The organism is Methanothermobacter thermautotrophicus str. Delta H (assembly GCF_000008645.1).
Taxonomy (GTDB): domain Archaea; phylum Methanobacteriota; class Methanobacteria; order Methanobacteriales; family Methanothermobacteraceae; genus Methanothermobacter; species Methanothermobacter thermautotrophicus.
Genome location: NC_000916.1, coordinates 1,610,001 through 1,622,904 on the forward strand (window position 1 = coordinate 1,610,001; position 12,904 = coordinate 1,622,904).

Genomic DNA, 12,904 nt, shown 5'->3' on the forward strand with positions numbered 1-12,904 from the left:
AAGAACAGATCTAACATAGGATTCAAGATAATTATCAACATACATCAGCTTTCCAAGTTCCTCATATTCCGCATAGAGGGTGGGACGCTGTTCAAGGGGTATTTCATGGTTGCTGAGAAGTTTGATGTTTATTTCATCTGCACGGAGTGGTGAACGGGAAACGTTTATCATGAGATGGGTATCGAAACTCTTCATGTGGTGGTGTATAACCGGAACTGTGGCCACACCGAAATCGATTACATCCACACCTGCAGCCATCAATCCCGTTCCGATGGCCCTCTTTATAAGTTGAGATGGGGTGTGGGCATCCCGTCCTATGAGGACGCGTTTGCAGCTCACATAGTCCCCAATCAGCATCCCGAGGTTGAGTGCAAACTGACAGTCTATATCCCGGTTAACGGAACCCCTTATATCCTGTACATACCGTGCCATGCGAATCACTCAGGTACCAGCGGATAGTCTGAGTCCACAAGGGAGCCAGATAATATCCTGAGACGGTTACTGACGCTGCAGTGAGATCTGATAACGGTGGAGGGACCTATAAATGCCCCGCGACCAATTATTGCGCATCTGTCAATTGCACATCCTGCTCCTATTTCACAGTCTTCATCTACAACACAGTTTAGAAGCTGAGAACCTCTTCCAATCACACAGCCATCAAGAATAACAGACCCCCTTATAAAGCTGTTCTCCCCCACGTTAACACGGGATCCAATCACGGTGTTTTTACCTATGTATGCACCATCATCTACCCTTGAACCATCCCCGAGTACCGCTGGTCCCACAATACGGACCCTGTCACCGATAACGACATCCCTGCCGATCCATATCTTTCCAAATCTACCGGGCACCTCCTCAGCTATCTCACCATCAGGTTCAGGAGTCACTGTTCCATTCAAGACATCATGATTGGCCCTTAAGAATGTGTTGGGTTTGCCGGCATCATTCCAGTATCCGTCGAAAAGGAATCCATACATCCCGGCATCCCTCTCTATCAGAACAGGGAAAATATCGGCTGAAAAGTCAGAGCTTCCCTGGGGGATGTGTTCAATGACCTCCGGTTCCATCACATATATGCCAGCATTGGCGATTTTGCTGAAGACCTCTTCGGGGCGTGGTTTCTCATGGAATCGTTTTATCTTCCCATCATCATCGAGAACCGCTATTCCATAATGTGAGGGATCTTCAACTGGTGTGAGCGCCACTGTGACAAGGGCATTCTTTTTTCTGTGGAATTTTACCATTTCTCGCAGATCAAGATCAAAGATTACATCGCCACTGAGTACAATGAAGGTTTCATTTATTTCACTGGCGGCTGCCTTCACACCTCCAGCAGTTCCAAGTGGCTTCTTTTCGACTGAGAATCTAAAGTCAATCTCAGGGTACTCTGCGAGAACGTGGGATCTTATCTGATCTTTAAGGTACCCAAGGGTCATCACAACCTTACTGTAACCAGAATCAAGAACCCTATGGATTATGTAATCGAGGATTGGCCTGTTTGCAACAGGTACAAGTGGTTTTGGCCTTGAGAATGTTAAGGGTCTTATTCTTGTACCCTTTCCCCCCGCCATGACAACAACAGATGTCATGAACAATATTTATGTCATACCGAACTAATAAGTATTTTTTTCCAGCGAATATGCAATTACATTATAATAACCAGAACTATTTTAGGAGCCATCTGAAAAATCTAAGAACTTCGGAGATGCCATAGACAAAAAATCGAGCGCTGTTCTTTACCTCAGGAGGTATTTCTTTTGATAATACAAGGATGGGGACGTTTTTCATGCCTCTTTCTGATTCAAGTTTTCTGATTTCCCTGAAGGCATCAGCATCTGTTATATCATCTCCAAGGTACACTGCGGATGACACATCAGAATCCTCCAGTATCTTCCGCACTATGAAGCCCTTGTTGTAATGAAGGGGTGGTTTGAGTTCCACAAGCATTCTTCCATGGTCCACCTTAAGCCCCTTTGATTCAGGTATCTCCTGCAGGTTTTTGAGTATCCTTTTGCGTGACAGCTCAGGGTCAGTGCACTGACGGTAATGTATGGAATAACAGATGCCCTTATCCTCGAAGATGACGTTCTCTTCATCTATCTTATCCCTGAGTTCAAGGGCACATTTTTTTATTAAAGGGATGTATTCTTCAACCTCACTGAAGCGCTGATAATTCCCATTTATTATATACTCAAGGCCGTGGTTTCCAACATAAACTGCACCGGGAACCCCAACCATGCGGAGTGCCTCACGGACAGGTCTTCCACTTATAAATGCCAGGACTCTGTATCTTGATGCGAGGTCCCTCAGCACATCCCTCATTTCATCGTCTACAACGGCTTCTTCAGGTGTCGGTGCTATTTCACTTATGGTGCCATCGATGTCTGTAATTATCGCTGTTTTCCTGCCATTCCTCAGAAACTTCAGTTCATCCAGAAAATCAAATAGATAATCAGGCATCCAGGACACCCTTAATTCTATCAAAGATTATGTAGGGATCACTCCCAATAACAGCACTACCAAAGAGTTCCATTCCACCTATATCAGAGGACTTCGAGGCTATGTTTCCCCTGTCAACGATTCTTATAATGCCTGGAATATTCATATCCCGGTTGAATGGGTGTATTGAGAGGTTAAAGCTGTGGACTCCAGCTTCATCTATGAGGCACCTCAAAATTTTAAAGAGGCACCTCTGGAGTTCATTATCCCTGTCAAATTCACTTTTAAATGTTATGTTAATTTCCCTTTCCTTCACAGGCGTGATACTCGCATATACAGATACACCACCGTATTCAGCCCCCAGCCCGATGGCACTATGCACCCGGAAGACATCGTCATGATAGGATGAACCATAGGTTTCAAGGTACCTTCTGGAGACTTCCTCAAGGAATGAAACCTTTCCATAGGGCCTCTCCCCCAGTAGAAGCTGCATATGTCCATGTATCTGTGATGCGCCGGCACGCGGCATACAGTTCCATACTATAAATGGAAAACGAAATCCTGAGGATTTTTCTGCCATTTTAAACCATTTTGAAGCCGTTGAGAGGTAATCTGAAAGTTCTTCGAAGCTAAAATCAAGGGGATTATGTTTTCTGAAAATTAAAAGGCCACTCCATGCGTCATATTTTGCGATGTTTGACGCTGTGATGGAGTGCCGGCCCCTTACACGCCCAAAATCATCTTCAGGGGTATACAGTTCTGGCATGCAGAAATCACACATGGCATCGTCCCTGAGCAACTCCATCAGGATTTTTTTAGCACTTCCACCATCCATCACAGGTTTCTTTAGACGAAATGAATTAAATAGTGCGCCTTCACCGGTCCAGCGGTTGTAAACCCTTATAATCTTCTGTTCTTTCACGGATTCAATAAAGTTTTTATCAAATCTCTCTTCAAGTCCCCCAGTCACCTTAAGGGATCCCTGTGAGCACCCCACTTCATATATCCTGTTAAAGGTTTCATAGATGGCCGGATCCTCACCTTTAAGAGTCCGTATATATCCTTCAAGATATTCAATCATAATGTGGGTTATTGTTCTTCTGCTTTATCTGTTTTCTGAAACTTTTCAAGTATCCTCCCATAGACAATCCTCTCATCATCAGAGGATTTCTCATAGATCATCCTTATTATAAGTTCAGGGGTGCTCCTTGCAAGGTAGTTTATGCGGGGTGTTCTATCAACTATTAAATTGTAGTCATCATCGAGGCCCCTGGCCTCAATACCATCGACCCTGACATCAACATACTTCATTATTTCACGGGCCATGTGGGTAACGATGACCGCAAGGGAACTGGACTCCCCTATGAACTCTATGAATGTTGCTATGATCTTCACGGCAGCTTCAAGTTCTGTGATGGCCTCAAGCTCATCAAGGAGGATAAGCTTTGAATTTTCACTTGTGGTGACCGGGGTGAAGGTCCTTATGAATGATTCAAATGCACCCGCATCCAGTGACCTCTTCTTTGAGATGAAGTAAACCTCATCAACAACCCTGACACAAGCCTCAAGGGCACAGACTGGCAGACCCATCTGGGCCATTATGGTGACCTGGGCCAGTGTCTCAAGGAGGGTTGTTTTACCCCCACTGTTGGCCCCGGTCAGGAGCACCACATTGTCAGGGTCACCGATGCGATAGTCAACACGCTGAGGTTTCCTGGATCCCACAAGGTTAAGGTGAAGGGCCCCCCTTAGACTTATTTCATCGCCGAACTCCGGTTCGGTTAGTTCATATTCATGGGCAAAGAGTCCGAGGGCGAGGCGGTAGTCAAATTCCATTATATCCCTTATTTCACCTTCGACTGCTCCCCTCAGTTCACCCAGTCTGGTGGCAGCATCAACCTTAACCTCGAATTCCCTGAGATTCCTTGAAGCCGCCTCAAGCCTCTTAACCCTTTCAACCTCTCTCTGGTCAATCTTGAGGGGATATGATTTTATGAAGGGGTCAAATTCGACACCGCTTCGCTTTTTTATCATGCTGCGCGCCTCAGAGAGGACATCATCAAATATCCTTTCAAGTTTGGCTGTCATACCCTGGTTCAGAAGGGTGAGTACCTCATCACCGCTGAGGTCGATGTCCTTTATGAGGTCCCTGAGCTTCATATCGGCCCAGGCTTTGACTGAATTCACGACTTCATCGATGTCAACCTCCTCACCGCCGGCAGCCTGAAGCTCATCCATTATCTCAACGACCTCATGGAGGCAGGTCTCCATTCCAAGTATCCTCTTAATCTCAAGGGCGTTGCGAAAGAGTTCAAGGTTTTTCCTGAAGTAATTGAGGACACATTCAGGCACAATTTCGTGTTTATCTGAATCAGCGGTCACCATTATGGTGCTGAATGTATCCTCAAGTTCAAGCATTCCCTCAGAGTAGACATAGATTATGAGTTCATATTCATCCAGTTCACCAGGGTCCGGATTGAGAATAACAGGATGGTAACGGTTGAGTCCCATGTCTATGAGGAGGTCGTAGTCCTCCCGTGTCTCCACCAGGATGGCCTTCGATGGATTGAAGTTTATGGGCGGGTCCCGGGGTCTGTCTATATTACTGAGAAGTCCCCGAAGTTTCTCAACAGGAAGTTCCTCCACCATCTTCTTCGCTTCCATGACCATTCTTATATGTTCCCTCATGGAAGCGGTGTCTGTGGTGGGATGAAGGAGCATTATACGGTTACGGGCGTAGTCTGTATGGGCATATGACATCATTAATTCCAGTATATCACGGTATATCTGAAATGCCTTCTCTGTTTTTAAAAATGATGGTAATGGGTTTCCTAGGAGTTTGTTGGCTATTTCAATGGCCCTGCGCTGGCTTATACCCTCAATTGCCACAAGCCGATCAATCTCAAGGTTTTTAACTGCCCTGAGGAGCTCATCCTCCCCACCAAATTCATCTATTATCTTCCTGGCCAGTCTCTCCCCTATTCCACCGACCTCTGTAAGGATTGGCCCCACTGAATCTCTGGAATTCATCAACCCAACTATAAATTTCCCTGGATATATATGGATTCAGAGTGCGTGTGGAAAGTATTCTCTGTTGAAGCGGTTACTCCCAGATTTTACTTCAGAAAGAGTGGGGATATTAGGTGCAATAATTCACATCGAAGGTCGCTGCTGATGGGTATGGCAGTTATACTACTCCCTGAGGCCATACCTGAAGTGTGATGCTGTTATCCCGTATTCAGCATCCCCCACAATTCTTTTCTTAATATCACCTATCCTTTCAGGGGTTTCAAGGGCCTCAATGTATGATTCAACAAGTTCTCCTGTTCTTTCGGGTGACTGGATGCGGCAGTCAATGGAGAAATTCCTGAAACCCCATTCCATCAGTGATGGAAGGAAATCTATGAGACAGGTCTCCTTTGAGTTCATGATGGTGGTTTCACAGCCCATCAGCTGGTTTAATGGGAATATGACCCCTCTGCTATCCTTTAAAGCCCAGATGGACTTCGATCTGGTGCTGAACCTATGGGGGACCAGCCTCCAGGGGTTGTCCCTCGTCACCATTGCGGTGAGGTTACCGTGAACCGGGATCTCAATGTTACCCTCCATGCCCCTGAGATCCTCACTGGATAGCTCCGGTGAAGCCGTGAGCATGTGGAAACTCTCCGACATCAGCATGGCAGATATGCTGTTGTATATGTTGAGGGCGGAGGATCCATATATCCTCACATCACCCTCTATTAAGCCGGGAATCCCGCACCCACCCACCATGATGTTGAGGCACATTTCATCTTCAATTTTGAGCAGTCTCCTTATAAGCCAGTCATGGGTTATATCAGGCCACTTCCATACGAATTCAGCATCGTATCCCGATGCAATGTCCATGGCTTCCCTGAGGATTGACCTGACATCATTCCAGTCACATTCCCTGAAGTCAGTGTGGATCTGGGGTTCGAAGTACACCCTCCCGGCCCCCACCATCAGGGCCATCTCAAGGGATGGGATGTCCTCAACATATGCTGAGATGCAGGGACTCCCATCTCCACCCCCGGCTGCAGATCTCCCGCCGAAACCCTCTGAAACCTTCTCAGACGATTTCTTCTCCTTAACCTTCCCGGATCTCTTTTCATCAATTATTCTCTTCTCAACTCTACCGAGAAGCTCCCTCCGGAGGGCATTGAGGCCACTGATGGGATGGAAAAGTCCTCCAGGATATCTGAATTCCGCAAAACTTAATCTGAAGGGTTTAGCACCGGCTTTTAGAAGCTGCTCTCTGATTGTGTCGGATGCAAGGGGTCTCCTGAGGGCCCTCTCGAACTTCGTTTCAATGGATTCCCTCAGAGTCCTTCCATCCATTGACCATTCCGCTGTGAGATGAACTTCACCGTCCTCCGTTGCAATGAAACGGAGCTCAACGTCCCAGAGGTGGGGTGGATGCGAACTCCTGAGCTTTTCAGTGAATTTCTGGAGTTCCCTTCGTCCTGTGAGATAGACCCTGCTACCCGGGGTGACAGGTTTTGAGGGAATCGATAGAATACCCCCATCAAGCAGGTGGTCACCGAGGCGGATCCCCATGCCATTTCCCTGGAAGAAGAGGCCATCACCCCTTCGGGGCACGGTCTCTGAGGTCAGCCTTATGAGGGCCCTCCCCCCGGAGTACTTCTCAACGTATCCAATGGGAAGGCCACGGTCACCAGGGTATTCACGGCCCATGAAGTCCTCGCCGACCAGGTGGCCCCCGGTAAGGGTCCTGTTGAATGTCAGCTTCAGCCTTTCAAACTCCCTCCTGCTGGGTCTCCAGCCACCCTTTTTTATCTCATCAAGGGCCCTCCGGTATACGCTGACTGTTGTGGCGACGTACTCGGCTGACCTCATCCGGCCCTCTATCTTGAGTGACCTGACACCGGCATCCACGAGTCTGTCAAGGTGCATGTAGGCTGAGAGGTCCCTGGTCGATAGGAGGTACTTCCAGGGGAGGTTAACAACCCTCCTTTCGGGTTTGAGCTGGATGAGTTCATACTTCTTTCTGCATGGCTGGGCGCACCGACCCCTGTTACCGCTTCTACCCCCTATGAATGATGAGAGCAGGCACTGTCCAGAGTAGCTGTAGCAGAGGGCTCCATGTATAAATACCTCGATATCCACCCCTGCCCTTGAGGTTATATCCCTGATCTCATCAACTGAGAGCTCCCTCGCAACTATGACTCTCTCAAGACCCATCTCCTCCGCCCATCTGATCCCGGCCATGTTGTGGATGGTCATCTGGGTTGAGGCATGGAGGGGGATGTCGATGGAGAGTTCCTCCCTGAGAAAGAGCAGGGCGGGGTCCTGTATGATCACAGCATCTGCCCCCACTGCATGCAGTTCCTGGAGGTAATCCGATACCCTCCGGATCTCCGAGTCCCTTATGAGTGTGTTGAGGGTTACGTAGACCCTCCTGTCATAGAGGTGAGCGTAGTCCACGGCTTCCCGGATTTCCCTGAGGCTGAAATTCTCTGCATAGTACCTTGCACCAAAGTCCTTCCCTGAGAGATAAACCGCATCGGCCCCGGCATTGAGGGCCACCCTGAATGTATCAGGGGAACCAGCAGGTGCAAGGAGTTCAGGTATCTCCAACTGAAATTTCCTCCGGTTAAAATCAGGTTTATCTAATCTCCTCGAGGACTTCTGTGACTATTTTAAGGAATTTTTCCACCAGAGCCCTGTTACGTTCCTCACTGGCCTTCAAACGATCCTCTTCCATTTTCCTGTAAATTGCGAGGGCGTATATGTCTGCAAGGCGCTGGAGTAGTTCCAGGTCGCCCTCATCATAGCCTCCTTCCTTCCCGGAGACCATCAATATGCCCACCAGTTCATCCCTGAGGACTGCTGGAACCGCAATCAGGTTGCTGATCTCCACGTGGTCCTCGGGGACACCACTGTACCGTGGATCAGAGGAGGGGTCATTTAGAAGAATGGCCTCCTTCTCTCTCATTATCCACTCAATTAAACCGCCCAGTTTTAATGAATCTGTATCGAGGTGACACTCCCTTCTGACGTTCTCTGTGAGGGTATAATTCTTCAACGTGCCTGATTCAATGAAACCCGCAAGGCAGTATCTGCTCTCAGTGAGGGCCTCTGCCTTCCGGGTTATGCTATCTGAAATCTCCTCAAGTGACATTGATGCAAGTAACTGTTTTGAGAGGTCTGCGAGTTCCCGGTTTATGAGGGTCTCCCTTTCAAGGGCCCTTCTTGCAGTCTCCTTTTCGGTGACGTCCCGGTGTATTCCCACAACCCCTGTGATATTGCCCTCAAAGTCCCGGAGGGGCGAGAGGGTTGTTTCGAAGTAGAATTTGTCATGGGGTGCCCATGTCCATTCATAGGTCACAGGTTCCCCCTTGAGGGCCCTTCCGATCATCTCATGGTGGACCTCATCCCCGAAGACCTCCACAAGTCCTTTTCCCAGAACATCATCGGCTTCAAGGCCGTATCCTGCAAGGGGTCCGGGGGATACCATCGTTAACAGGCCTTCACTGTCTGCTGTGAACAGTATATCCTGAACCGATGAGAGTATTGCCCTGAAGAGTTCATCGTTCTCAGCCAGTCTACGCTCAAGTTCATGTTTGTAGAGGGCCACCTCAATGACGCTGTGGAGTTCACGGTCCTCGAAGGGTTTTATTATGTAACCGAAGGGTCCTGTTACCTTGGCCCTCCTGAGGGTTTCCTCGTCTGAGTATGCTGTTATGTAGACGATGGGGACCTTCATCCGCTTATTTATCTCTTCAGCAGCTTCTATACCGCCCATTTCACCTTTGAGGACTATATCCATCAGTATGATGTCTGGCCTTGTTTTTTCGGCCATTTCAACGGCCTTTTCACCTGAGGAGACGGTGGCTGTAACCTCGTATCCAAGTGATTGAAGGCGCTGGCTGATATCAATGGCAACTATGCTCTCATCCTCAACCACCATAACCTTAGCTCTAGACATGGTCCACCTCAATTATCACTAAAATAATCCTAAATAATTCTGTGTCTGAAGCATTATAAAGTTATGTCCTCCAGCGGAGGAGAAGATCTTTTCCCGGCTCCTGATGGATTAACCACGATCCTCGGTAGGGGAAGATTTTTTTACTCTTCCTGATAGATTAACCATCATGTACATATGCTTTGAAGGAATCGATGGTTCCGGTAAGACAACCCATGCCGCCCTGACGGCCAGCTGGCTTAGGGAAAACGGTTACATGGTCCATGAGGTGAGGGAACCAACCGATTCTAATATCGGCAGCCTTATAAGGAGCATGCTTTCAAGTCCAGATGCCCGGACACCTGATGTTCAGAGGATGCTTGCCCTCCTCTTTGCAGCGGACCGTCTGACCTTGAGGAGCAAAATTGAGGGTGACTGGGCAGAGGATGTGGTTGTAAGTGACAGGTGCTACTACTCCAGCATGGTGTATCAGGGACCCGAGGAATGGGTCTGTGAGATAAACAGGTTCGCTCCACGACCGGATGTTGTCATACTTCTCGACATTGACGTGGAGGTGGCCATGGAGCGCTGCGGCGGGACCGATGAGTTTGAGGACCCATTATACCTTGCAGGAGTCCGTGAAAGGTACCTTGAACTTGCAGATAAAAACGGGTTCTACACTGTGAATGCTGAAAGGGGGGTTAACCTGATCCAGAGGGATATAAGGAGGATACTGGCCCCCCATTTTGGCATATGTTCAGGGGGTATAATGTAGAAGGCGGCCCCGGATCCTTTTCAGGAAAAATAGAAACTTATTATGTGAAATCAGCTCTCTGAGCCGGGGTTTTCGAGTTCCTCTATTCTCTCCCTGAGGGACTCCAGGATTCTGTCCCTCGCCATCTCAAGTTCCTCCATTTCACCCCTCAGAACAGGGCCGTCATCGGTCTGTATCAGTTCAACCTCATATTTTTCGATTATTTCAGCCATTGTTGTATGTGTTATTCCAGGCGGCAGTCTCATCTCATAGAGCATCTAAACACCTTCCATGTATTCCCTTACAGGTTCAAGCATATCCACAAGGTAGTCTGAGACAGCGTTCTTGAGGTCCAGGGGGTGCAGCTCGCTACTGGAGTACATCTCAAGCAGCTCATCGAGTTCCAGTTCCAGGTCGCCCCCGAATTTCTCAGGTCTCCTTATGGTCATCATTCCATACTCTGGCATTATGAAGTACTTCACGATTTCGATGATGGGGTTACCCTCAGTCTCACCCATGGGGCAGTAACTCTTCTTAACCTTCTCCCTTATTTCATCGGGGGAATCATCGACGGCTATGAAGTTACCCTTACTTGATGACATCTTTTCAGAACCATCGGTTCCATGAAGGAGGGGTGTGTGTATGCATACAGGGGCATCAAAGCCAAGTCTGGGCAGGTTTTCACGTGCAAGCATGTGGATCTTTCTCTGTTCCATCCCACCGAGGGCAACATCAACGCCCAGGTAAACCATGTCTATGACCTGCATTAAGGGGTATATGACCTCTGCAACCTTATGGTCCCTGGATTCCCTGGTTATCTGGGCCATACTCCTTTTTGCTCGCAGGAGGGTTGTTATGAGGGCCAGTCTGTAGACCAGGTCAGTGTATTCTGGTTCTGTCTGGAACGATGATCCCAGTATGAACTCGGTTCTCTCGGGTGAGAGTCCAAGGGCCAGGAAGCATTTCTGGTTGTAATCTGCAAGTTCCCTTATTCTCTCCATGCTCCCCTTCCCGTTGAGGTAGGCATGATAGTCTGCGAGGAGTATCTTGACCCTGAAGCCAGCATCCTGGAGCTCCCTGAGTTTCCTTACCGTCAGGGCGTGCCCCAGATGAATCCTTCCTGAGGGCTCATATCCGGTGTAGACAACGGGTTCATCCTTCTTGAGGACATCCATTAACTCTTCAGGGGTTATGACCTCCAGAACGTCACGGGTTATGGTTTTCAGCGAATCATCCATTCAATCATTCCTCCGCCTCATCCTCGATGATGTAGAGTCTTTTATCGATTTCTATGACAGGGACCTGTTCCCCTATATCCAGTGTTGATGTGTAGCTGTCCGCCTCAAGGTCCACGGGTTCAAAGGTTTCCGGGTGGAGTATCTGGATCATTCCAGGGGATCTTGAGGTTACAGTGGTGGTCTTCACATCATCTGCACGGCCCACAACATCCATATCCTCATATTCCCCCCAGAGTATGTTCTTTACCTCACGGGTCTCAAGGTCCCTCACACTCACGCCCTTCTTTCGGAGGTCAATGACTGCCAGAATTCTGTTATGGTGGGATAGAAAGTCTCCAACCCTGAAATTCGCAAGCCTGAGGGATATCCACGTCCTGTAGAGGCCCTTGCCCGTCGATTTGTCCTGACCCATGAGTCTGGGGGACTCCATTGTTATCCCCCCGAGTTTCTCCCGGATGGCGTCCACAACCTTCCGGGCGGATTTGTGGGATCCTATGTAGTAGTCAACACCCTCCTTCACCTCAACCCTCTGGGGGAGGTAGGCCAGTTTGTCCCGCCTGGAAAGTTTCAGGAGTGTCCTCTGGACAACCCTGTCAGCTGTTTCTATTTCGGTTTCTGCAAGTTCCCTTCCATCGGCCCTCAGCTGTATAACCGCCTCATAGTAGCCGGAGCTCTGTTTACTGCAGGTGGGGCATACTGTGTTGGTGATGCGGACCTCCACCTCGTATTCCTGGCTGAGCCGCTTCCCGAGGACCTCTGCATCAACCTCCACAAGGCACCTGTAGATGGTGCCCCTCTCCTGCATTATTTCGAGTTCGATTTCAGGGTTCTCAACGGGTTCATCCCAGCTTATACTGTCCTCAAGGGCCCTGTACACGATTTCCTCGTCTGGGAGTCCTTCATCCAGCCACTGACCACTTATAAACTTTGCACGGCAGTGGCTGCATACCCTGACCTCTATTCTGTCAGGTATCCTGAGGATACTGTAGTCCTCAAGGAAACAGTCCCTGCAGAGGCCTTCATATAATTCAGAATCAGAACTACCGCATCTGACACAGAACATTTTCTATGGCTGCTCCTCTCTGTTCTCTAGACGTTCTTGAGGGGGGCCTTGGCACCACAGGCCTCACACTTGAGGAGTGATATGCGGCCCTCCCTGATTATCCTTGTGTCCGGTCTGTTGCATTCGTGGCATATGACGAACTTGTTCACGTAGTCCTCTATCCTCTCATTTATGAGGAAGTGGGTGAATTTTCCCTGAAGTATGGCCCTTCCGCCCTCAAGATTCCCTGCGGTACCCAGTTCCCTCAGAAGGAATTTCAGCAGGTGCTGCGGGTCCCTGTTGAGGGCATCTGCAACCTCCCTGAAGTTCTGTATGAATGTCCTGTTTCCCTGTATGACAGAGTATGCCTTTGGAACCTCAAAACGTTTTGTTTCAAACACTTCAGGGGGCAGCTGGTCTATTGCCCTTTCAAGTAATTTTTCATAATCATCCATAACTGATACCTCCAGTAAAAGTGTGTAAATGGA

General features: G+C 48.6%; 12 protein-coding genes (1 of these 12 running past the window's edge). 1 reads left to right on the plus strand and 11 read right to left on the minus strand.

Annotated features, from left to right (window positions below):
* The 7 genes from MTH_RS08435 to MTH_RS08465 all read right to left on the minus strand — a co-directional run.
* Positions 1-432: the 5' portion of a phosphomannomutase gene (locus MTH_RS08435; RefSeq protein WP_238374203.1), read on the minus strand. The gene continues 870 nt to the left of window position 1, outside the view; the window shows 432 of its 1,302 coding nt (coding positions 1-432); its start codon is at positions 430-432; its stop codon lies beyond the left edge, outside the window.
* Positions 433-437: 5 nt separating this feature from the next.
* Complete coding sequence (locus MTH_RS08440; protein ID WP_143485794.1) at positions 438-1,589, minus strand: nucleotidyltransferase family protein; 1,152 nt, start codon at positions 1,587-1,589, stop codon at positions 438-440.
* A 76-nt stretch (positions 1,590-1,665) separates the two neighbouring features.
* On the minus strand, positions 1,666-2,460 hold the full coding sequence (gene otsB / locus MTH_RS08445) for a trehalose-phosphatase (RefSeq protein ID WP_010877362.1): 795 nt from the start codon (positions 2,458-2,460) through the stop codon (positions 1,666-1,668).
* A complete protein-coding gene (locus MTH_RS08450; protein ID WP_010877363.1) occupies positions 2,453-3,520 on the minus strand; it encodes a hypothetical protein in 1,068 nt (355 codons plus the stop codon). The genes otsB and MTH_RS08450 overlap by 8 nt, the downstream gene beginning before the upstream one ends.
* 8 nt (positions 3,521-3,528) lie before the next feature.
* Positions 3,529-5,469, minus strand: coding sequence for a MutS-related protein (locus MTH_RS08455; RefSeq protein ID WP_048061138.1), 1,941 nt, complete (start codon positions 5,467-5,469; stop codon positions 3,529-3,531).
* Positions 5,470-5,631: 162 nt separating this feature from the next.
* Positions 5,632-8,055 (minus strand): U32 family peptidase, encoded by a 2,424-nt coding sequence (locus MTH_RS08460; RefSeq protein ID WP_010877365.1) that lies wholly within the window; start codon positions 8,053-8,055, stop codon positions 5,632-5,634.
* Positions 8,056-8,083: 28 nt separating this feature from the next.
* A complete protein-coding gene (locus tag MTH_RS08465; protein WP_052261178.1) occupies positions 8,084-9,406 on the minus strand; it encodes a response regulator in 1,323 nt (440 codons plus the stop codon).
* A gap of 166 nt (positions 9,407-9,572) precedes the next feature.
* Here MTH_RS08465 and tmk point away from each other — a divergent pair, with 166 nt between their 5' ends.
* Positions 9,573-10,157: a dTMP kinase gene (gene tmk, locus MTH_RS08470; protein WP_010877367.1), complete on the plus strand. Its 585-nt coding sequence runs from the start codon at positions 9,573-9,575 to the stop codon at positions 10,155-10,157.
* Between the two features lie 50 nt (positions 10,158-10,207).
* Here tmk and MTH_RS08475 read toward each other — a convergent pair whose 3' ends face one another.
* Genes MTH_RS08475 through MTH_RS08490 form a run of 4 tightly spaced genes read right to left on the minus strand, consistent with a single transcriptional unit; the run spans position 10,208 to position 12,871 of the window.
* Positions 10,208-10,414, minus strand: a complete 207-nt coding sequence (locus tag MTH_RS08475; RefSeq protein ID WP_010877368.1) for a hypothetical protein — start codon at positions 10,412-10,414, stop codon at positions 10,208-10,210.
* A complete protein-coding gene (locus MTH_RS08480; protein WP_010877369.1) occupies positions 10,415-11,374 on the minus strand; it encodes a tyrosine--tRNA ligase in 960 nt (319 codons plus the stop codon).
* Positions 11,375-11,378: 4 nt separating this feature from the next.
* Complete coding sequence (locus MTH_RS08485; RefSeq protein WP_010877370.1) at positions 11,379-12,437, minus strand: 60S ribosomal export protein NMD3; 1,059 nt, start codon at positions 12,435-12,437, stop codon at positions 11,379-11,381.
* 26 nt (positions 12,438-12,463) lie between these two features.
* Complete coding sequence (locus tag MTH_RS08490; protein WP_010877371.1) at positions 12,464-12,871, minus strand: translation initiation factor IF-2 subunit beta; 408 nt, start codon at positions 12,869-12,871, stop codon at positions 12,464-12,466.
* Between the last annotated feature and the right edge of the window lie 33 nt (positions 12,872-12,904).